Here is a 20,405-nt window from a genome sequence, read left to right on the forward strand (position 1 = left end):
CTGCGGCGTTACCCTCCATCCGCCACGGCCACGCTCGCCGGGCGACCGGAGGGCGAGATCACAATGGCTCACGAGAGCAGCGGCGCCATCTACACCGCCGCCGGCGCGAACCTCGCGATCGCCGTCGCGAAGTTCGTCGGCGCCTTCTTCACCGGCAGCAGCGCGATGCTGGCGGAGGGGGTGCACTCGGTGGTCGACACCGCCAACCAGGTGCTGCTGCTCGTCGGGCTCAAGCGGGCCGCCAAGCCGGCGGATGCGCGCTTCCCGTTCGGATACGGCCGCGAGGTCTATTTCTACGCCTTCCTGGTCGCGCTGCTGATCTTCCTCGGCGGCGGCGCCTTCGCGGTCTACGAGGGCGTGCACAAGCTGCAGCACCCCGAGCCCGCCGCCGACGCCGTGATCCTCGGCCGGACCGTCCCGGGCTTCATCGTCAACCTGGCGATCCTCGGCTTCGCGGTCCTGGCCGAGGGCTATTCCTGCCTCGTCGCCCTGCGGGCGTTCTGGGACGAGAAGGGCCGGCTGCCGCCGATCACCGCCATCCGGCGCAGCAAGGACCCGGCCCTGTTCACCGTGCTGGTCGAGGACGTGGCGGCGCTGACCGGCCTCGTGGTGGCGCTCGCCGGCGTGATCCTGGCCGAGACGCTGCGGCAGCCCGCCTTCGACGGCATCGCGTCGATCGCGATCGGCCTGATCCTGATCGGCATGGCGGTCTTCCTGATGATCGAGACCCACGGCCTGCTCGTCGGCGAGGCGGCGGAGCCGGAACTGGTCGCGCGCCTGCACGAGATCGTGCGATCGGAGCCCGGGGTGCATCACGTCAACGAGGTCCTGACCCAGCATCTCGGGCCCGCCGACATCCTGGTCAATGTCAGCCTCGACATGGACGACACCCTGACGGCCGGCGACATCGAGCGGCTGGTCGGCCACCTCGAGACGCGGATGAAGCAGGCGAGCCGGAAGGTCCGGCGGGTCTTCATCGAGATCCAGGCCCGCCACGACGCCGTCCGGCAGCCGGACCCGGCGCCGGCCGGGTGATCCGGCCCGCATGCGGGCCGGGTCCGGGCCGGCCTTCCGGCCTGCGGCAAACCGTACCGGTCTCGCCGTGTGATCCTCATCCCCGCAGATAGACTTATATGCAATTATCGGCAACGTGAAATTAGATTTTGCAACCTTGAGTATATTTCCTCCGGTTGCGTCAGTGTGAAATCCACAGGAACTACCTGATTTTATCGCCGCGTTGCTGCTACCAGCTTGCAGGCAGAGATGAGCCTTGCCAACAAGTCTGGGGGACCAGGCGACGGCCAGCGGGTACTTCGTCCGTGATGGTCCCAAGAAGACCGAGAGGCGGCGCGAAGCCGGGAGATGGCCCGCTCCAACGCCTCCACCCGTCCACCACACTCGCGAAGCGGAACCCTATGATGTCAGACGTGGAAACTCAGGATCGGGACACGGGCGAGCTCGTCATGCTCACGGCCGACATCGTGTCGGCCTACGTGTCGAAGAACTCGGTGCCGGTCGGAGACCTCGCCAGCCTGATCGCCGCCGTCCATGCCTCGCTGGAGCGCGTCGCCTCGCCCCCCGCCCCCGAGGCCGAGAAGCCCACGCCCCCCGTCCCGATCCGCAAGACCGTCACCCCGGACCACATCATCAGCCTGGAGGACGGCAAGCCCTACAAGTCGCTCAAGCGCCACCTCACCACACGCGGCCTCACCCCGGACCAGTACCGCCAGAAATGGGGCCTGCCCCACGACTACCCGATGGTCGCCGCCACCTACGCCGCCCAGCGCTCCGAACTCGCCAAGAGCTCGGGCCTCGGCCAGCAGCGCAAGAATCGCGGGACGCGGTAGTCGGGATCGTGAGCGCGCGGCGCCCGGCTCTCCGGGCGCCGTCGTCCGGTCCGGGGCGCCGTCGCCGTCAGGCGGCGTCGGGATCCCGGGGAGAGGCCGGGGCGAAGAGATCCTCGGGCGGATCGACGACGATCCGGCCGCCGGCGATGTCGATCTCGGGCACGAAGGCCCGGGTGAAGGGCAGGAGCGCCGGGCTGCCGCCCGAGACGGGCGCGATCTCCAGGAGGTCGCCGCCGCCGTAATTGGGGACGGACCGCACCGTGCCGACCGGGGCTCCGCTCCGGTCCACCACCGCCAGGCCGACGAGGTCGGCGGAGAAGAACTCGTCCTCGTCCTCCGGGGCGCCGAGCGCCCCGCGCGCGACGTAGAGGGCGAGACGGTTCAGGCGCTCGGCCCCGTCGCGACCGGAGACGCCGGCCACGCGGGCGATCAGCATGTCGGATGCCCCCGCGGCGGGGCGCAAGGACACGAATTCGATCCGGCTGCCGTCGGCCCCGGTGAGCGGGCCGTAGGACCCGATCGCCGCCGGGTCGCCGGTATAGGACTTGAGCCGCACCTCGCCGTGGAGGCCGTGGGCGCGGCCGAACTCCCCGAGCAGCACGAATCCGGGATCGGCGGCGATCCCCGATTCGGCGCGCGCGGGCGCCTCGCTGCGCGGCGGCGCGACGCCCCGGCGCGGGTCGGAGCCCCCGCGGGCCGGGCCCGGGGGGGTCGGGCCGCGGGGGGGACGGGCGTCGGGGCGGCGCGCCACGGCCGGACGCTTACTCGGCGTCGGCGCCCGCGCCGGCCTTCTCGGCGCGGGCGGCGGCGCGCTCCTTGGCCTTGGTGCCCGGCTCGCCCTTCTGCGGGTTGCTGCGGGCCGGGCGCTTGGCGAGGCCGGCGGCGTCGAGGAAGCGCAGGACGCGGTCGGTCGGCTGGGCGCCCTTGGCGAGCCAGGCCTGGACCTTCTCGGTCTCGAGGACGACGCGGGCCGGATCGTCCTTCGGCTTCATCGGGTCGTAGGCGCCGACCTTCTCGATGAAGCGGCCGTCGCGCGGGGCGCGGGCATCGGCGACGACGATGCGGTAGTACGGACGCTTCTTGGCGCCGCCGCGGGTCAGGCGAATCTTGAGGGACATCTGTCTCTTCCTGTCTGTGGTTGGGAGGGTCGTTTCGACGTCGCGGGCGGGGGAGGGGCCTTCGGCCCCTGCCGCCTACTTCTTCTTGCCGAAGGGGAGGCCGCCGAGGCCGGGCAGGCCCGGGAGCTTGCCGCCTAAGCCCGGCAGGACCGGGGCGGGGGCCTTGCCGGCGGCGGGGCCGGCCGGCGCCTTCCCGCCGGGCATCTTGCCGGCGGGACCGCCGAGGCCGGGCGGCATCGGCGGAAGGGTGGTGCCGGGCGGCAGGGCCTTCTGCATCTCGGCGAGCATCTCGGGCGTGGGCTGGGGCAGGCCGCCCATCATCTTGCCCAATCCCCCCATTCCGCCGCCCATGCCGCCCCCGCCGAGGCCGAACATGCTGCCGAGCGCCTGGCCGATGCCGCGCTTGCCCGAGCCCATGGCCTTCATCATGTCGGCCATGGTCCGGTGCATCTTGAGGAGCTTGTTGATCTCCGAGACGTCGACGCCGGCGCCCTTCGCCACGCGCTTCTTGCGCGAGGCCTTCAGCACGTCGGGGTTGCGCCGCTCCTCGGGGGTCATCGACGAGATGATGGCGCGCTGGCGCTTGAACATCTTCTCGTCGAGGTTGGCGCCCTCGACCTGCTTCTTGATCTGGCCCATGCCGGGCAGCATGCCCATCAGGCCGCCGATGCCGCCCATCTTCTCCATCTGGGCGAGCTGCATCGACAGGTCGTCGAGGTCGAACTTGCCCTTGCGCATCTTCTCGGCGACGCGCAGGGCCTGTTCCTGGTCGATGGTCTCGGCCGCCTTCTCGACGAGCGAGACGATGTCGCCCATGCCGAGGATGCGGTTGGCGACGCGGGCGGGATGGAACTCCTCGAGCGCGTCGACCTTCTCGCCGGTGCCGACGAGCTTGATCGGCTTGCCGGTGACCGCCCGCATCGAGAGCGCCGCGCCGCCGCGGGAATCGCCGTCCATGCGGGTGAGCACGATGCCGGTGACGCCGAGCCGCCCGTCGAAGGCACGCGCCGTGTTGACCGCGTCCTGGCCGGTGAGCGCGTCGGCGACGAGCAGCACCTCGTGCGGGTTCGTCGCCGCCTTGACGTCGGCGGCCTCCTGCATCAGCGCCTCGTCGAGGGTGACGCGGCCGGCGGTGTCGAGCATCACCACGTCGAAGCCGCCCAGGCGCGCGGCCTCCATGGCGCGCCGGGCGATCTGCACCGCCGACTGGCCGGCGACGATCGGCAGCGATTCGACGCCCACCTGCTTGGCCAGCACCGCCAGCTGCTCCATCGCAGCCGGGCGGCGGGTGTCGAGGGAGGCGAGCAGCACCCGGCGCTTGTCGCGCTGGGTCAGGCGGCGGGCGATCTTGGCCGTGGTGGTGGTCTTGCCCGAGCCCTGCAGGCCGACCATCAGGATGCCGACCGGGGCGGGCGCGTTGAGGTCGATGATGCCGGCCTCGCCGCCCAGCATCGCCACGAGCTGGTCGTTGACGATCTTCACGACCATCTGGCCGGGCGTCACCGACTTCAGCACGACGGCGCCGACCGCCTGCTCGCGCACCTTCTCGGTGAAGGCGCGCACGACCTCGAGGGCGACGTCGGCCTCCAGCAGGGCGCGGCGCACCTCGCGCAGGGCGGCGGTGACGTCGGCCTCGGTCAGGGCGCCGCGGCGGGTCAGCCCGGACAGGATGCCGGAGAGGCGGTCGGAGAGGCCTTCGAACATGCGCGTCAGTCTCCGGGGGACTACTCGTCGACGCCCGCGGAGGCGGCGCGCCGGGCCTGGAGGGCGCCCTCGAAGTGGTTCAGCGCCCGCTCGAACTTGTCGCGGCAGCCCGGGTTGCAGAAGCCCACGACCGCGCCGTTGTAGAGCGTCAGCGAATCGGCCGCGATCGGCTTGCCCGACCACGGGCAGAGCTCGTTCACCGCGTCCTCGATGCGCAACCGCGCGTGGTCCGTCCTGGTCATCCGGTGCCCTGCGGGCCGCCCCTGCGGCGGCCGGTCGAGAGACGCCGCCCGAAGGGGCGGCCAGGAGGGCCCGCGCAACGCCGTTCGCGCCCGAGGGCGCATCGCGCTGTCGGGCGTTGACCTCCGGCCTCACGGGCCGGTCGGCGTCGAGACGAGACCTCGTCTTGAGGAGCCGGGGCCTATCGGCCCGCGCGGGAAATGTCAACGCGCATCGGGCGGCGCGGGCGGCACCGGGAGACCCATTTACCTCTCCTTAACCATGCGGGCGGTTAATTCGGGAACAGATTCGCAGGAGATGCGGCGTGTCCGATCCCGCTTTGAAGACGCAGACCACCGCCGCGATGCGGCAGCCCTCGGGTCCGCTGCAGGACTGGCTCGCCACCCTCTCGCGGATCGACACCGCCGACCAGGCCCGGGCGGCGCCGCGCCGGCCGGCCGAGGCCCCGCCGGCCTGGGAGCCGCGCATCGTCGCCCCGGCCCAGGCCGCTCCGCAGCCCGAGGCGCCGGCCCCGACGGCCTACGAGGCGGAGCAGGACGACCTCGCCGCGCTCATGGCCGAGAACATGATGCTCAAGAACCGGCTGCGCCTGGAGCACGGGCGCTTCGACGAGCTGCAGGCCGCCCTGGCCGAGGAGCTGCGGGCCCTGCGCTCCCACGTGCAGCAGGAGATCGACCGGGCCGAGGAGCTGCGCGCCGAGCGCGACCTGTGGATGGCCCGCGCCGAGGCCCTGGCCCAGCCGCTGTTCCAGCGCCGCTGATCCTCGCGCCGAGGAACGGCCCCGGCCGGGCCCGCTCTCCACCGCCCGGCCGAGGCACGCCTCACGATCCGGGACCCGATGCGGCAGGGCGCCGGCGCGGCGCCCGCATTCCCGTCCGGCGCAAAATGCTCTAGAGCGGCGCCGTCATGTCGCACAACAGCTTCGGCCACCTCTTCCGCGTCACCACCTTCGGCGAGAGCCACGGGCCCGCCCTCGGCTGCGTCGTCGACGGCTGCCCGCCGCTGATCCCGCTCGAGGCGGCGGAGATCCAGGCCGAGCTCGACCGCCGCCGTCCCGGCCAGTCGCGCTTCACCACCCAGCGCCAGGAGCCGGACCAGGTCCGCATCCTCTCGGGCGTCTTCTCCGACGAGCGCACGGCGGGGCGCCAGCTCACCACCGGCACGCCGATCGCCCTGATGATCGAGAACGTCGACCAGCGCTCGAAGGACTATTCCGAGATCCGCGACAGCTACCGGCCCGGCCACGCCGACTACGCCTACGACGCCAAGTACGGCATCCGCGACTATCGCGGCGGCGGCCGCTCCTCGGCGCGCGAGACCGCCGCCCGGGTGGCGGCGGGCGCGATCGCCCGCAAGGTTCTGTCCGGCGTGACGATCCGCGGCGCCCTGGTGCAGATCGGCCCGCACGGCATCGACCGCGCCCGGTTCGACTGGGACGAGGTGAGCAACAACCCGTTCTTCTGCCCCGACGCGGTCGCGGCGGCGCAATGGGCCGCGTATCTCGACGGCATCCGCAAGGCCGGCTCGTCGGTGGGCGCCGTGATCGAGGTCGTGGCCGAGGGCGTGCCGGCCGGCCTCGGCGCCCCGGTCTACGGCAAGCTCGACGCGGATCTCGCCGCCGCCATGATGTCGATCAACGCCGTCAAGGGCGTCGAGATCGGCGACGGCTTCGCGGCCGCCTCCTTGCGCGGCGAGGAGAATGCCGACGAGATGCGCCCCGGCAACGACGGCCGCCCGCTCTTCCTCGCCAACCATGCCGGCGGGGTGCTCGGCGGCATCTCGACCGGCCAGCCGCTGGTCTGCCGCTTCGCCGTCAAGCCGACCTCCTCGATCCTGACGCCGCGGGCCTCCGTGACCCGCGACAACCGGCCCGTCGACGTGCTGACCAAGGGCCGCCACGACCCCTGCGTCGGCATCCGGGCGGTGCCGGTGGGAGAGGCGATGATGGCCTGCGTGCTGGCCGATCACCTCCTGCGCCATCGCGGCCAGGTCGGATCGGGATTTCAGCCCGGCTGAACGGTGCGCCGATTTCAGTTTGACTGAAATCGGAGTCAGGCTATGACGGGCGGGTGAAACTCGGCGACTGGCTCCGGCAGCAGGGCGTGACCCGCCTCGACTTCGCGCGGCGCTGCGGGCTCTCGCCCGCGGCGGTGACGGGCCTGTGCAACAACCCCGAGCCCTGGCTCTCGCGGGAGACGGCCGCCGCCGTGGCGCGGGCGACCGGCGGCGCCGTCACCCCCAACGACTTCCTGGGGAAGGATCTACTGGGGCTCGGCCCCCCGGGACAGGAGATGCCCGTGACCCACGCATCGATCATCGAGGCCCTCGACGCCTTCGCCCGCGGCGAGATCGTGATCGTCACCGACGACGACGACCGCGAGAACGAGGGCGACCTCGTCGTCGCCGCCTCGCTCTGCACGCCGGAGAAGATGGCGTTCATCATCCGCAACACCTGCGGCATCGTCTGCGCGCCGATCACCGCCGCGGAGGCCAAGCGCCTGCGCCTCGAGCCGATGGTGGCCTCGAACGACGCGCCGCTCGGCACCGCCTTCACGGTCACGGTCGACGTCAAGCACGGGCTCACCACCGGCATCTCGGCCGAGCAGCGCTGCAACACCGTGCGGGCGCTCGCCAACGGCAACATGGGGGCGACCGACTTCGTGCGCCCGGGCCACGTCTTCCCGCTGATCGCCCGCGACGGCGGCGTGCTGATGCGCTCCGGCCATACCGAGGCCGCCGTCGACCTCTGCCGGCTGACGAAGCTCCCGCCGGTCGGCGTCATCTGCGAGCTGGCCAACGACGACGGCACCGTGATGAAGGGGCCACAGATCACCGCCTTCGCGGCCCAGCACGGCCTGAAGCAGATCTCGGTCGCCGAGCTGATCGCCTACCGGCAGGCGCGCGAGAAGCTGGTCGAGCGGGTGGGCAGCTTCCCGGTCAGGACCGAGTGGGGGGAGCTGACCGGCTACGCCTACACCACGCCCTTCGAGCCGATGCAGCAATTCGCCTTCGTGCACGGCCGCATCGGCGAGGGCCGCGACGTGCTGGTGCGGCTGCACCGCTCGAACGTGGTGGCGGACGTGATCGAGGGCGGCCGCACCATCGAGGCGGTGATGCGCCGCTTCGCCCAGGAGGGCCGCGGCGTCCTGGTCTACCTGCGCGACGGCACCGCCGGCGTGCCGCTGTCGCAATTGCCCGACGGCGCCGGCGAGGACGGGGCCGAGGCGGCCCGCGTGCGCCAGTGGCGCGAGGTGGGCTTGGGCGCCCAGATCCTGCGCGATCTCGGCGTGGTCTCGATCCGCAACATCTCGAGCGCGGCGCGCTCCTATGTCGGCCTGTCGGGCTTCGGCATCGAGATCGTCGGCGACGTGCCGGTGGAGGGGTAGGGGCGCCGGCCGCGTCGTCCCGGCATGCGGGAGCCCGTTCGCCGGACGACGCGGCCCGGCAGGGACCCGGAGCGGCGCCCGGTCGGGCGCCGCCTCACCGCCCCATCAGGGTCTCGACATGGGCGGCGACCGACCTCGACAGACCGACGAGGTCGTAGCCGCCCTCCAGCAGCGACACCACCCGGCCGCCGCAGCGCCGGTCGGCGACGCCCATCACCTCGCGCGTCGCCCAGGCGAAGTCGGCCTCCGTCAGTTTCAGGTTGGCGAGCGGATCGCGCCAATGGGCGTCGAACCCGGCCGAGATCACGATCAGGTCGGGCCGGAACGCGTCGAGGCGCGGCAGCACCCCGTGCGCGAAGGCCTCCCGGAAGGTGTCGCCGTCGTCGCCGGCATGCAGCGGCACGTTGACGATGGTGTCGTGCTCGCCGCGCTCGGAAGGAGCGCCGGTGCCGGGATAGAGCGGCATCTGGTGGGTGGAGGCGTAGAGCACGCTGGCATCGTCCCAGAAGATGTCCTGCGAGCCGTTGCCGTGGTGGACGTCCCAGTCGACGAGCGCGACCCGGGCGGCGCCGTGGTGCTTCCGGGCGTGGCGCGCCGCCACCGCCGCGGTGTTGAACAGGCAGAAGCCCATGGCGCGGGTGCGCTCGGCGTGGTGGCCGGGCGGGCGCATCGCCGCGAAGGCGTTGGCGACGCGGCCCCCCATCACCTCGTCGACCGCGCGGGTCGCGGCCCCGAGCGCCCTCAGGGCCGCCTCGAGCGAGCCCCGGGACATCACCGTGTCGGAATCGATCGCCACCAGGCCCTCGTCGGGGGCGGCCGCCGCGATCGCCGCGACGTAGTTCTCCGGGTGCGCCAGGCCTGCGACCGCGAGGTCGGCCAGCGGCGCCTGCTCGCGCACCAGGGCGGCGAATCGCTCGTCCTCCAGCACCCGCTCGATCACCCGGATCCGGTCGGCCCGCTCGGGATGGCCCGGCGGCGTGGCGTGGTCGAGGGAGGCCGGATGGCAGAGATACAGCGTCGTCATCGTGCCTTGAAGCCCGCGTCAAGCGTTCCACCCGGCCCGGTCGCGCGACCGGCCCGTCCCCGGCGACACCGTGGCAGGGCCATGGCCCGGACGCAACACAGGCCGCCCATCTCGCCTCTGCCCGTCCACCTGCGCTTCGCGCGCTAACAGCCACGCTCTACGGTGGGGCCACGACTGATTCGCGGGCGCGCCCGCATCCGGAAGGTTGTCTCGACCATGCGCCGCCCCCGCCTCGCCCTCGCGATCGCTCTGTCCGGGGTCGTCCTGGCGCTGCCGGGCTGCCAGTACCGCGCCACGCCCGATCCCGAATTGTCGGCCAAGGACAAGGAGTGGATGGCGATGGTGCCGGAGCCCGAGATCGACCGGCGCTTCGCCCGCTACATGATCGACGACCCGACCGGCGAGGCGCCCGGCACGATCGTGGTCGAGACCAAGGAACGCCAGCTCTACTACGTCCTGCCCGACCGCAAGGCGATCCGCTACGGCGTGACCGTCGGCGACGAGGCCTATGGCTGGAACGGCACGGCGCGGATCTTCCGCAAGGCCGCCTGGCCGGACTGGCACCCGCCGGCCGAGATGATCAAGCGCTGGCCCCATGTCCACGCGATGCAGGGCGGTCCCGCGAACCCGCTCGGCGCCCGCGCCCTCTACCTGGCGGATGCCAGCGGCAAGGACACGCTCTACCGCATCCACGGCACCAACGAGCCGGAGCGGATCGGCCAGGCGGCCTCCTCGGGCTGCATCCGCATGCGCAACATCGACGTGGTCGACCTGTACAACCGGGTCGGGGCGGACGCGAAGGTGATCGTGCGGTAGGGCGTCCGGCCGGGCGGGACCCGCGAGCGGCGCCCCGCCGCGGGCCGTGGCGTTCGCCGCCCGTCAGGGCGGACCGCCGCGAACGGGACGTTCACGCGAAGAGGTCGCGCAAGCTTCGGGGGGATTGGTAGCCGAGGGCACGAGCGGATGAGCCGATCCCGTTCCGGTTCTTGGCATTCTGCAGGTTCACGTTCTGCAGGTTCGCCGCTTCGCCGGCGAGGTCTGCCTCCCTGACCGCGCCGGGGCCGCCGGTCGTGACCGCTGCCGGCTGGCTTTTCGGCGAAGCGCGCGATCCACCGGCCTCTTCCTCGGCTGCGCCGGCCTGGTTCGCGGCCGGGTGGGTTCCTTCTTCCTGCGGCTGCTCGTGAGACGGCGCGGCTTGCAGCGTGAGAATGGTGGTCAGCGAGACCCGATCGGCCGGTGCAGGTGACCAGATGATGCTCTGCGGCGCGGAGGATGCCGGCGTGATCGTCTTCGAGGAGCCGGTCTTCTCCTGATCCGTCGCAGAGCCGGCATGGGCTGGACCGGGCTCCGCCGGCACGACCGCGGAGAATGTCCTCAATCGCGCAAGGGAGGTCAAACTCGAAAAGGACGTGAGGCTTGCCATTCTCTCGATCTCCCGACGGACAGAGGATGCGTCCGGACCTCGGCATTGAGCATCGCCGCAGCCTTCTCCAGGATACGGGATGCTTCATTGTTCTCTCGTGCGGGCGATGCATCGCATTGTAACGATCGGGCACGGGTTCGGGCGACGGCCATCGTTTGACGCGCACGCCGTTCAAGGGCCTCGCGATGGGGCGTTCGACGGCGCTCGGGCCAGCACGGCCCGGTCGTTTCAAGCCGGCCGGGTGTCTCTCGCGAAGCCTTCCGACCGCCACCGTCGTTCGCCGCGGCGGCGTCGGCGCAGCAGGCGTGTGAGGATCCATCGAGAGCGCCGGACCGGCTCTCAGGTCGCCAGGAACGTCCGCAAGGCCGCCGTGAAGGCCGGCGGGTCCTGGAGCATCGCGAAGTGGCTGACGCCCCCGAGGGTGACGGTGCGGGCGCGCGGGATCGCCCGCGCGATCTCGGCCGCGTGCCCGGGGCGGATCAGCTCGTCGTGCTCGGCCGCCGCGACGACCGTCGGGGCGGTGATGCGGGCGAGATCGGCCCGTCCATAGTTCGGTTCCGCACGCCACATGGCCGAGAGGCCGGCCTGCAGCTCCGGCCAGCGCTCGGGGGCGGGCGAGAGCGTCGCGTATTCCGCCTTGCAGCGGGCCGCGTAGGCGGCGAACAGGGGGCTGCGCGACCCGTGCGGGATGAGGCCGCCGGGGGTGGCATTCGCCCCGAAGGCGAAGAGGCGGGTCACCCGCTGCGGGCGCGTCATGGCGAGGCGCAGGCCGGTGATGCCGCCGTCGCTCCAGCCGACGATCGAGACGGCGGCAAGGCCGAGATGGTCGAGCAGGCCCTCCACGTCCCGGGCGAAGAGCGGGAAGCCGAAGCCGCCGCCCATCACCGGGCTGCGCCCGTGGCCGCGGGTGTCCATCACCAGCACCCGATGCGTGCCGGCGAGCGCCGCGACCTGATGGCCCCAGTGGTTCGCGTTGCCGAAGCCCCCGTGCAGGAACAGCACCGGCTCGCCGGCGCCGAACTCCGCGAAGAACAGGATGGTGCCGTTGATCGCGGTCGAGCCGGTCCGCCCTCCGGCCGGCAGTTCGGGGGTCGGGGGCAGGGCGAGGCGCGGCGGCCGGCCCCGCCTCGCGCGGCCCGCCGCGCCCGGGGCTGCCCCGGCCGGGGGGCCGGGAGCCGTCTCTCCATCGGCCGGGGGCGGGGGCTCCGGCTCGCCCAGGGCGAGGGCCGGGCCCGCCGCGACGGCGAGGCAGGCGGCGATCGCCGACCGGCGGGTCGGGGGCCGACGGCTCACCGGCACGGCACCAGGGTAAAGGGCGCCTTGCCGGCCGGCTGGACCCGCACCTGCGGCAGGGCCGAGAGGTCGTAGGTCCAGCGGCTGCCCGGCGCCACGCCCCCGCCGTTCGGGCGGATCGAGCGGACCGTCTCGGTGGTGAGGCTGGAGGGGGAGTTGCTCAGGACCGCCTCGACGTCGACGTTGCCGGCCCCGTCCCGCCACTCGATCGTCCCGGCCCTGGCGCTGAGCCGGTAGGTCTTGCGGGCGGTCCCGCAATTCGCCGCGCTGGCGATCGCCCAGCGCGCGCCGGCGAGGACCTGCACCGCGCCCGGCTGGCGCGGCGGCGGCTGGGGTGCGGGAGGCCGGGATGGGGCGGGGCCGGGTTGCGGCGCGAGCGGCCGGGACGGAATGGGGCCGGGCGGCGGGACGGGCGCCGCCGACGGGCTCAGGCGCTCGATCAGGTCGGCGCGCCGCCGTCGCGCCCGATCCAGGTAGGCCCCGTCCGGGAAGGCGTTGATCAGCCGGTCGAGCATCCGCACCTGCTGGTTGGCATCCGCCGCCTGCTCGATCTGGCGCCAGAGCATGTCCTCGCGCTTCAAGGCGATCAGCTTCACCACCGTGTCGCGCCTTGCATGCCGCGGGAACCGCTGCAGGAAGCGCTCGTAGTCGAGGATCGAATCGGCGAGCACCGCCTTCTGGTATTCGAGGTCGGGATCCTCGAGGTTCGGGGCCGGCGCGTCCGCGGCCAGCGCGGCCGGCGGGGGCCGCACCGGCGCGGCGGGGCTCGCCGGCGGCGCGAAGCTGAACTCGTCCACCACGCTGCTCGAGGTCCAGGGGATCTGGGCGCCGTTCGTCGCCGTGAGCACCCGCAGGTGGGCGCGCCGGAAGGTCTCCTCGAACGAGCCGGCCGGGCGTTCGAGCTCGGCGGCCAGGGCGGTGGCGTAGGGGCTGTTGCCGTCCGGATCGCCGTCGAGGGCGGTCTGGCCCGGCGCGGTCGAGAAGGCGATGAAGGTGCCGCGCATCCGGCTGTCGATCGGCGCCAGGCCCCGGGCGCCGCCGCGGCTGGTGGCCGGCAGCGGGTTGTTGCGGCAGGCGTCGAGGATCATGAGGGCGATCCGCGGCCGGGCATCCTCCAGGAGCTCCTGGACGTACTCGACCTTGACGGCGCCGTCGACGAGGTCGGCCTGGGAGCGCAGCTGCGCGTCGACGGGGATCAGGTAGTTGCGGTTCTTGTCGTCCTGGACGCCGTGTCCGGCATAGTAGAGGAGCGCCACCGCGTCCTTGCCGGCCCGCCCGATCCGCCCCGAGAAGTCGCGCAAGGCGGCCCGCATCACGGCGAGGTCGGCATCCTGGACCGCCTGCACCGAAAAGCCGAGCTCGCGCAGGCGTTGCGCGATCAGCCGGGCGTCGCCCGCCGGATTCGGCAGCGGCTGGATGCTCCGGTAGGCCGAGTTGCCGATGACGAGGGCGAGGCGCTCCCCGGCCTGCGCCGGGCCCGCCGTCAGGAGCACGACGACGGCGCAGGCCCGGGCGAGCCCGGGCGGGCAGGGGAGCGGGGGCATCGCGGCCTACTGCGCCAGGGCGGTCTCGCGCTTCGTGGCGACGACGAGGCTCGATTCGTTCGGCCGGTGCCGGTAGCCGATGCCGAAGCCCAGCGCCCCGCGCGGCTCGCGGCGGAAGAGCTCCGCCATCCGGGGCTGGTAGCGGCCGGAGAACATCGCGATCGGGCCGTGATAGCTGCCGTAGGGCCGCAGCTGCCACTTCGCGTCGAACAAGGCCGCCGGCACGCCGGTGTCGTCCTGCACGATCGTGGCGGTCTGCCGGAGCAGGAAGGCCCGCACGTCGGAGAAGGTGCTGTCGTGCAGGAGGTAGGAGGCGCTCTTCACGAGGCCGTCGCCGACGCCGAGCCGCTCGCAGAACGGCTTGATGCCGCTCGTCCGGAAGCCGTCATTGGCGAGGTTGGTGCTGAAGTAGTAGAGCGTCTGCTCCGGGCCGCCCGCGCTCGCGAAGGTGATCTTGACGCCCTGCGCGCCGCGGCCGTCCGCCGTCGGCTGGCCGCTCGCGTCGAGGCGCACGAACTCGGTCGAGCGCACCGTCTTCCCCGAGCGGGCGAGAAAGACGTAGAGCACCGGCAGGGCGCCCGAGGCCTGGCTCGCGCGCAGGTCGCTGCGCATGTCGATGGTCTTGAAGAAGCTGAGGTGCAGGACCGAGCGGATCGAGGTCTGGAGCGAGCGCACCACACCCGGCACGCTGGCGCGGGGCAGCCGCGACAGGTCCGGCACCGCGCCGACCGGCTCGAGCCCGGCCATCACGTAGGTGGTGGCGTCCGGGAAGAAGCTGTTGGCGTAGAGGAAGTCCGGCCCGCTGAAGAAGTAGAACACGGTGGAGCGGCGCGCCGGCAGGTTGGCGCCGGACCAGGCCCGGATCCGGGACATCTGGCGCTGCTCGACGGCCCCGAACGCCGCCCCGAAGGCGTTGGCATGCTGCAACCAGCTCCGGTCCTCCTGGAGCCGGGCGAGGGGCGAAGAGGCCGCCACCGGCATGCCGGCGAGGAAGCGGGCGGTGTCGTCCGGGCTCGGCCCCTCCGCCGCGAAGGCCCGGAGCGGCAGGACCAGGAGGCTTGCGAGCAGCAATCGCTTCATCACGAGAGAGCCTTCCGGGGTGCGCCCTGCGGCTGCGCCATGGCGACGGCGTAGAGCAGGAGGCCGGCCAGCATGATCAGGAAGCCCGCGAGGGACTGGATCGGCCGCACGGCGACGAGGTGGATCATCATGAACAGGGTGACGGAGAGGAAGACCATCGGCGTCACCGGGTAGCCCCAGGCGCGGTAGGGCCGCGGGAGGTCGGGCCGGGTGATGCGCAGCTTCATCAGCCCGAGCACCGCCAGGAAGGAGCAGAAGGTCAGGCTGAACTGGATGAAGTCCAGCACCGCCTCGAAGCTCTGGGTGAGCAGCAGAAGGCTGGCGACGCCGCATTGCAGGAGGAGCGCCGGCACCGGCGCGCCGTTGCGCGAGCGGCGGGCGAAGATCCGCAGCGGGCCGACATCCTCGCCCATCGCCAGGGTGACCCGCGGGCCGATCCACATCATGGCGCCGATCGTCGGCACCAGCCCGGCGCAGATCAGGGCGCCGACGACCCGCGCGCCCTCCTCGCCGAAGACGTGCCGGCCGGCGATCAGCGCCACGTCGACCTGCCCGGCGAGCTCGGAGACCGGCGTCGTGTAGAGAAAGACCGCGTTGAGGGCGACGTACAGCACCAGCACCAGCCCGGTGCCGAGGAACAGGGCCCGGGGCAGGCTGCGCTGCGGGTCCTTGATCTCGCCGACGATGTAGGTCGCGGCGTTCCAGCCCGAATAGGCGTACATCACGAAGACGAGGCTGATCGCGAAGGCGGCGCTCATCACCTGGGCCGGGTCGGCGAGGCTCGGCGCGAAGCTGATCGCCTGCGGCCCGGCCTGGCCGCCGCGGGCGAAGCCCGCCACCACGAAGGCGAGGATCAGGGCGAGCTTCAGGAGCGTGAAGCCGACCTGGAAGGCGCTGCCGTGGCGGGTGCCGCGCAGGTGCACCGCGGTCACGATCCAGATCACCGCGAGGCCGAGCAGGAGCGGGGAGGCACCCGGCAGCACCGCCTTGGCGTATTGCCCGAAGGCCATCGCGGCGAGCGCCACGGGGGCCGCGAACCCGACCGTCGCCGAGAGCCAGCCGGCCAGGAACCCGACCGCCGGATTGTAGCAACGGGTCAGGAAGTTGTACTCGCCGCTCGAGCGCGGGAACATCGCCGCCAGTTCCGCGTAGCAGAATGCCCCGCACAGGGCCACGACCCCGCCGACGAACCACAGCAGAAGCAGGACGAAGCCCGACGAGATATCTTTGACCTGAAATCCCAGGCTCGTGAACACCCCGACGCCGACCATGTCGGCGACCACGATCGCGGTTGCCGCCAGGGTAGTGACTGTGGGCGCGGCTCTCGGATGCGCTGTCTCGTCCGTCATGATTGCCATCCGAACGCGGCCTCCAAAAAGCCACAGGCATTCTTCCTAGTCAGGATGCGGTTTACAATCCGTATTCCGCCGTGGATCGCAGGCGATCGTCTTGTGTGCCCCGGACACCACGTTCGGGGATGCGCAGGAAGGCCTCATTAAGCATGTTTGCCTAAGGTCGAACGGGCGCGGCTCTCTGCGGCCGTGCCGGACGGGAAAGGCCGGCGATGCGGGTCGAGAGGTCAGGCTGGCAGGATGACGACGGTCGCGCCGAGGCGCGCGGCCCGGAGCGGGGCGTCAGCCTGCGCGAGGCCTGGGCGCAGGCCGGCCACCGGATGATGCCGATGCAGGGTGCCGCGCGGGCGGTGGCCTTTCCCCTCCCACGCGCTATTCCCGTGCGGCTCGTGCGCGTCCAGCCGCCGCTGCGCGACGCGCGCCTGCCGCCCCGACGCCGGGGCAACAGAGGCCTGTTCGCCGGATTGGCCCTCGCCTCCCTTGCCCTGACGGCGGCCTGCGGCTCCCTGGTGACGCCTGCGCCCGAGGCGGCGCGGTCCGTCCGCAGCGAGGCCGCATCCCCGCCCGCCCCGAAGGTGGCCGCGCGCATCGCGGCGGCCGAGCCGGCGCCCCGTCCGGCCCCCGCGCCGGTCGCCGAGGCGCCCCGGGCCGAGCCGGTGCTGCCGCCCGACCGGCCCGAACCGCGCCGTGCGCCGGCGCCCCAGGAGGCACTCTCCGCCCGCACCGCCCTGGTGGCCTTCGACGCGGCGCCCTTCCCGTATGACGGCCTGGTGCCGGGCCGCGGCCGCTTCCTCGACGTGGCGGAGGACGGCCGGCGCGGCCACCGCACGGCGCGGGGCGGCGTGCTGTGGGAGGAGCAGACCTTCGGCGACAACCGGGTGCTCCTCCACGTGCCGCCGGGCTTCGACCCGGGGAAGCCCGCCACCCTGGTGGTGTTCTTCCACGGCCACGGCGCGACGCTCTCCCGCGACGTGCTCGCCCGCCAGCAGGTGCCCGCGCAGGTCACCGCCTCGGGCGCCAACGCCGTCCTGGTGGCGCCGCAATTCGCCGTGGATGCCCGCGATTCGAGCGCCGGCCGCTTCTGGGAGCCGGGCGGCTTCAGCCGCTTCCTCGCCGAGGCGGCGTCGCACCTCGCCCAGGCGGCCGGGACACCGGACCGGACGCGGGCCTTCGCGACCATGCCGGTGGTGATCGTCGCCTATAGCGGCGGCTTCGCCCCCGCGGCCTGGAGCCTGAAGGATCAGGGCGCCGGGGCCCGGATCCGCGGCGTCGTGCTCCTCGACGCCCTCTACGGCGAGCTCGACACCTACGCCGACTGGGCCACCGGGAGCCGCGACCGCTTCCTCGTCAGCGCCTATACGCGCTTCACGCAGGCGCGGAACGGGGAGCTGGAGCGGGTGCTCGCCCGCCGCGGCCTCCCCACAGGCCGCACCCTGCCGGACCGCCTGACGACCGGCGCGACCTTCCTGCCGACCGGGCCCGAGGCCAATCACGCCGACTACGTCACCCAGGCCTGGACCGAGGAGCCCCTGGCCGACATCCTGCGCCGCCTTCCCGACGGGGCCCGCGGCACGCCCGTCGCGGCTTTGGACGAGCCCCGCCGCGAGCGCCGGGCCGGCATCGCGCCGCAATAGGGCGCGGAGCCGGGCCCCCGGCCGGCCCCGGCCCGAACGTCCTCGGACGGCACGGCCGGCAGAGGGCCGGCGGACCGCGGTCGCGCCTCCTCTCACATGAAGCTGTCCGCCGACAGGAAGACGTGCCCCTCGATGAGAACCTCGAAATCCGGCGCGAGGTCGCCATTCACGTTGATCTGGAGCAGCGTGTCCCCGCCCTGGAACTGCTGCCGCGCCTGGCCCTGGTAGTTGAAGCTCTCTCCTCCGATGAAGGCGATATCGCACTGAAAGCCCGCCACATCCGTCATCGTGTCGAAGGCCGGCGGGATCTTGTCGGATGCCGGATCGAAATCCGTGATGACGTCGCGGTGGCCTGCGCCCACGCCCGAGTCGAGGGACGAGCCCCAGTTCCGGAACAGGAACACGTCGGATCCGGTGCCGCCGGCGAGCGTGTCGGCGCCGTTGCCGCCGCGCAGGTCGTGATGGACCCGGGCGGTCCAGGACGGCCACGGGATCGAGGCGCGGGTCCGGGCGAGCGTATCGAGTCGATCTTCGATCGCCTGCGATCTCCGATCGCCGGCACCTCAGGATGAGGTCGTGGGTGAGAGGGGCTGATGCTGCCGCAAAACCTCGCTGTCGTGGACCGTGAGCTGCATGGCGGAATTCTGCTTAGGCCCGGAGGAGGAACCCGCCGTCACGGCTCCCGACGGACGCTCACCGCCGGCGCACCAGGCCGTGCAGGATCGCGACCGCGAACGACGCGGCGGCACCGACCGGGATCGACGCGAGAACGATCGCGGCGATGCCCATCTGGCAGCCGCCGCTGTCGAAGGGTTGCCCGCAGCCCGGCGTGGCGCGGGAGACGATGATCTCGACGAGGAGCGCGACGACCGGCGCGAGGGCGGCACCGAGCAGGCTCCACAGGAGCGCGCGTCCGACGATGGCGAGCATCGCGACTCCTTCCCGGCACCGGCCGGCGCGTCGGCGAGGGCCGATCGGATGGGCGGACAGCCATGACGCTACAACGTGGGAACAGCGTCGATTGCAGCCCGGTCCGACTCCGCCGCATGCAGTTGCCACATAGATATAGCCCTCCCGCCACAGAAGCGCAGGGCACGAAATGAGCGGCAGTTCAGGTCTTGGCTGCCACATGCGGCCCAATCCTAGGGGTTGACCCTGAGACCCACCAGGTACGTGTCCGCGTGGTAGCTCGACCCGACCGCGGTGCTGCGCAGGGCTTCGCGGGCGTAGCTCGCCCGGAGGCCGAGCCAGCGGTTGAGGCGGTAATCGAGCTTGACGCCGGCGCTGTAGCCCTGCTCGCGGATGCTGGTGCCCTGGTAGTCGTTGCTGATGAGGGTCCCGGTCAGCGTCAGCCGCAGATTGCGGCGCAGGTCGTGGGTCAGCTCGGCGACGGCGGTACGGGTGACGATGCCGCTCGCCCCCGGCACGATGGTCTCGATCACACCGGTCGAGGCGCCGACCCGCAGCGAGGTGAGCGGGGTCGCCGCCCAGGTCACCGCGCCGTCGACCACCGGGCCGGTGACGTCGCGCAGGCGGCTGTCGGCGTAGCGGCGCGACAGGTAGCCGCCCGAGACCTCGCCGGTGAGGAGACGGCTGACCTCGAAGGTCGTGCCGCCCCGCACCGTGATGCCGTCGGAATCGCGGCGCAGGCCGTACTGGTCGACCACGAAGTCGTGGATGCGGGTATCGACCAGCGTGTCGACGAAGGGGGTGAAGCCGGGCCGGATCTCGTAGCCGGTGCGCAGGCGCAGGCCGAACTGGTTGACGTTGCGGTCGTCCTGGCGCAGCACCGTGCCGTCGGTCAGCTGGGCATTCTCGAAGGTCTGGCGGTCGACGAGGCCCGACACCGTGACCTGGAGCCGGTTGAAGTTCTGCGTCACCCCGACGGTCCCGCCATAGGTGGCGACGAGCGGCCGGTCGCGGACCTGGGCGTTGAGGTCCGGGCTGCCGGCCCGCTGGGTCGAGAGGCCGTAGCGGCCCTCGACGTCGACCTTGGTGTCGCGGGTGACGTCGAGGCGCAGCCGCATCGCGCCGTCGCCGTCCGGCCGGTTGGCGTTGGGGTTGTCCGGATAGGCGAAGTAGCCGCCGCGCAGCTCGCCGGTGAGCGAATGGGACGACCAGTCGCTCTCGACGCGCAATTCGCCCTGGCTGCGCAGCACCATCGAGCCGCGGCGCACCGTCGAGCGGTCGGGGTTCGAATCGTAGCCGACGCTCTGCTGCAGGGCCGGATACAGGGTGAGGCTGCCGGCCCGGATGCCGAGCGGCGCGTAGGGGTCGAGGGGATCGAGCCGCCGCCGTAGCAGGGGGGTGCCGGCGGTCGCGATGTCGGGCAGGCCCGAGACCGGGATCTGCACGGTCGGGCGCAGGCGCAGGTCGTCGCTCACGTCCTGCTGGGTCGTCTGGCGGATGATCGCGGTGGTGGGCTGGCGGGTGCGCCGCTGCGGCGGGGTGCGCGGCCGGGCGCCGGAGCGGGAGGCCGAGCCCCCCGCCGGGCGGGCGCCGGCGCGGGGCAGGCTCCGGGAGAGGGCGGGGTTGGTCCCGCGCAGCGCGAAGGTGTCGGGATCCTGGCCGCCCGGGAGCGGGCCGGCGAGGATCGGGTCGGTCGCGAGGCTCGCGCCCGCACCCGAGGGCAGGGCGGTCTGGGCGAGGGCGGTCTGGGCCAAGACGATGGGGACCAGGACGATTTGGGCCAGGCCCGTCCCGGCCGCGAGGAGGACCGCCGAGAGGGCCGGGATCGACACGCCGGGCCGGGCGTTTCCG

At 72.6% G+C, this 20,405-nt stretch carries 20 protein-coding genes; 7 read left to right on the plus strand and 13 right to left on the minus strand.

All coding sequences use genetic code 11. The annotated features are described in order from the left end of the window. Positions 1-63: 63 nt before the first annotated feature. Entirely contained in the window at positions 64-1,035 is a 972-nt protein-coding gene (locus tag EU555_RS26360; RefSeq protein ID WP_135418357.1) for a cation diffusion facilitator family transporter, read from the plus strand. Positions 1,036-1,463: 428 nt separating this feature from the next. Further along, complete coding sequence (locus tag EU555_RS26365; RefSeq protein ID WP_281041318.1) at positions 1,464-1,847, plus strand: Ros/MucR family transcriptional regulator; 384 nt, start codon at positions 1,464-1,466, stop codon at positions 1,845-1,847. Between the two features lie 67 nt (positions 1,848-1,914). Here the strand turns inward: EU555_RS26365 and rimM are convergent, their stop codons facing one another. The 4 genes from rimM to EU555_RS26385 form a co-directional block, all read right to left on the minus strand. Further along, a complete protein-coding gene (rimM, locus tag EU555_RS26370) occupies positions 1,915-2,598 on the minus strand; it encodes a ribosome maturation factor RimM (RefSeq protein ID WP_135418358.1) in 684 nt (227 codons plus the stop codon). Between the two features lie 10 nt (positions 2,599-2,608). Next, on the minus strand, positions 2,609-2,965 hold the full coding sequence (rpsP, locus tag EU555_RS26375; RefSeq protein ID WP_135418359.1) for a 30S ribosomal protein S16: 357 nt from the start codon (positions 2,963-2,965) through the stop codon (positions 2,609-2,611). A 75-nt stretch (positions 2,966-3,040) separates the two neighbouring features. Further along, a complete protein-coding gene (ffh, locus tag EU555_RS26380) occupies positions 3,041-4,669 on the minus strand; it encodes a signal recognition particle protein (RefSeq protein ID WP_135418360.1) in 1,629 nt (542 codons plus the stop codon). Positions 4,670-4,689: 20 nt separating this feature from the next. After that, positions 4,690-4,911 (minus strand): eL24 family ribosomal protein, encoded by a 222-nt coding sequence (locus EU555_RS26385; protein ID WP_135418361.1) that lies wholly within the window; start codon positions 4,909-4,911, stop codon positions 4,690-4,692. Between the two features lie 302 nt (positions 4,912-5,213). On the opposite strand from EU555_RS26385, the gene EU555_RS26390 reads away from it, so the two are divergent. From EU555_RS26390 to ribB, 3 genes are all read left to right on the plus strand, one after another. Next, the gene (locus EU555_RS26390) at positions 5,214-5,669 is read left to right on the plus strand and encodes a hypothetical protein (protein ID WP_135418362.1); all 456 of its coding nucleotides are present in this window, start codon (positions 5,214-5,216) and stop codon (positions 5,667-5,669) included. A 146-nt stretch (positions 5,670-5,815) separates the two neighbouring features. Next, positions 5,816-6,925: a chorismate synthase gene (aroC, locus tag EU555_RS26395; RefSeq protein WP_135418363.1), complete on the plus strand. Its 1,110-nt coding sequence runs from the start codon at positions 5,816-5,818 to the stop codon at positions 6,923-6,925. A 53-nt stretch (positions 6,926-6,978) separates the two neighbouring features. After that, on the plus strand, positions 6,979-8,295 hold the full coding sequence (gene ribB, locus EU555_RS26400; RefSeq protein WP_245524507.1) for a 3,4-dihydroxy-2-butanone-4-phosphate synthase: 1,317 nt from the start codon (positions 6,979-6,981) through the stop codon (positions 8,293-8,295). 94 nt (positions 8,296-8,389) lie between these two features. On the opposite strand, the gene EU555_RS26405 is transcribed toward ribB, so the two are convergent. Next, positions 8,390-9,319, minus strand: a complete 930-nt coding sequence (locus tag EU555_RS26405) for a histone deacetylase family protein (protein ID WP_135418364.1) — start codon at positions 9,317-9,319, stop codon at positions 8,390-8,392. Positions 9,320-9,535: 216 nt separating this feature from the next. On the opposite strand from EU555_RS26405, the gene EU555_RS26410 reads away from it, so the two are divergent. After that, positions 9,536-10,135, plus strand: a complete 600-nt coding sequence (locus EU555_RS26410; protein WP_135418365.1) for a L,D-transpeptidase — start codon at positions 9,536-9,538, stop codon at positions 10,133-10,135. A 91-nt stretch (positions 10,136-10,226) separates the two neighbouring features. On the opposite strand, the gene EU555_RS26415 is transcribed toward EU555_RS26410, so the two are convergent. The 5 genes from EU555_RS26415 to EU555_RS26435 all read right to left on the minus strand — a co-directional run bounded on the left by EU555_RS26415 (position 10,227) and on the right by EU555_RS26435 (position 16,008). Then, on the minus strand, positions 10,227-10,742 hold the full coding sequence (locus EU555_RS26415; protein WP_135418366.1) for a hypothetical protein: 516 nt from the start codon (positions 10,740-10,742) through the stop codon (positions 10,227-10,229). A 339-nt stretch (positions 10,743-11,081) separates the two neighbouring features. Further along, positions 11,082-12,035 (minus strand): alpha/beta fold hydrolase, encoded by a 954-nt coding sequence (locus EU555_RS26420; RefSeq protein WP_135418367.1) that lies wholly within the window; start codon positions 12,033-12,035, stop codon positions 11,082-11,084. Then, entirely contained in the window at positions 12,032-13,579 is a 1,548-nt protein-coding gene (locus tag EU555_RS26425; protein WP_135418368.1) for a caspase family protein, read from the minus strand. Before EU555_RS26425 ends, EU555_RS26420 begins: the two co-directional genes overlap by 4 nt. Before the next feature lie 6 nt (positions 13,580-13,585). Further along, the gene (locus EU555_RS26430; protein ID WP_135418414.1) at positions 13,586-14,659 is read right to left on the minus strand and encodes a hypothetical protein; all 1,074 of its coding nucleotides are present in this window, start codon (positions 14,657-14,659) and stop codon (positions 13,586-13,588) included. Continuing rightward, positions 14,659-16,008 carry an APC family permease gene (locus tag EU555_RS26435; RefSeq protein WP_135418369.1) on the minus strand — a complete coding sequence of 450 codons (1,350 nt, stop codon included), beginning with the start codon at positions 16,006-16,008 and terminating at the stop codon, positions 14,659-14,661. The genes EU555_RS26430 and EU555_RS26435 overlap by 1 nt, the downstream gene beginning before the upstream one ends. A 215-nt stretch (positions 16,009-16,223) precedes the next feature. Here EU555_RS26435 and EU555_RS26440 point away from each other — a divergent pair, with 215 nt between their 5' ends. Then, positions 16,224-17,645: a hypothetical protein gene (locus EU555_RS26440; RefSeq protein ID WP_205820995.1), complete on the plus strand. Its 1,422-nt coding sequence runs from the start codon at positions 16,224-16,226 to the stop codon at positions 17,643-17,645. Between the two features lie 92 nt (positions 17,646-17,737). Here EU555_RS26440 and EU555_RS26445 read toward each other — a convergent pair whose 3' ends face one another. From EU555_RS26445 to EU555_RS26455, 3 genes are all read right to left on the minus strand, one after another. After that, on the minus strand, positions 17,738-18,181 hold the full coding sequence (locus tag EU555_RS26445; RefSeq protein WP_425375155.1) for a M10 family metallopeptidase C-terminal domain-containing protein: 444 nt from the start codon (positions 18,179-18,181) through the stop codon (positions 17,738-17,740). Between the two features lie 157 nt (positions 18,182-18,338). After that, positions 18,339-18,575 carry a hypothetical protein gene (locus EU555_RS26450; RefSeq protein WP_135418371.1) on the minus strand — a complete coding sequence of 79 codons (237 nt, stop codon included), beginning with the start codon at positions 18,573-18,575 and terminating at the stop codon, positions 18,339-18,341. Between the two features lie 212 nt (positions 18,576-18,787). Next, positions 18,788-20,386, minus strand: a complete 1,599-nt coding sequence (locus tag EU555_RS26455) for an outer membrane beta-barrel protein (RefSeq protein ID WP_245524508.1) — start codon at positions 20,384-20,386, stop codon at positions 18,788-18,790. Positions 20,387-20,405: the final 19 nt, after the last annotated feature.

Origin of the sequence: Methylobacterium nonmethylotrophicum (assembly GCF_004745635.1) — a bacterium.
Taxonomy (GTDB): Bacteria; Pseudomonadota; Alphaproteobacteria; order Rhizobiales; family Beijerinckiaceae; genus Methylobacterium; species Methylobacterium nonmethylotrophicum.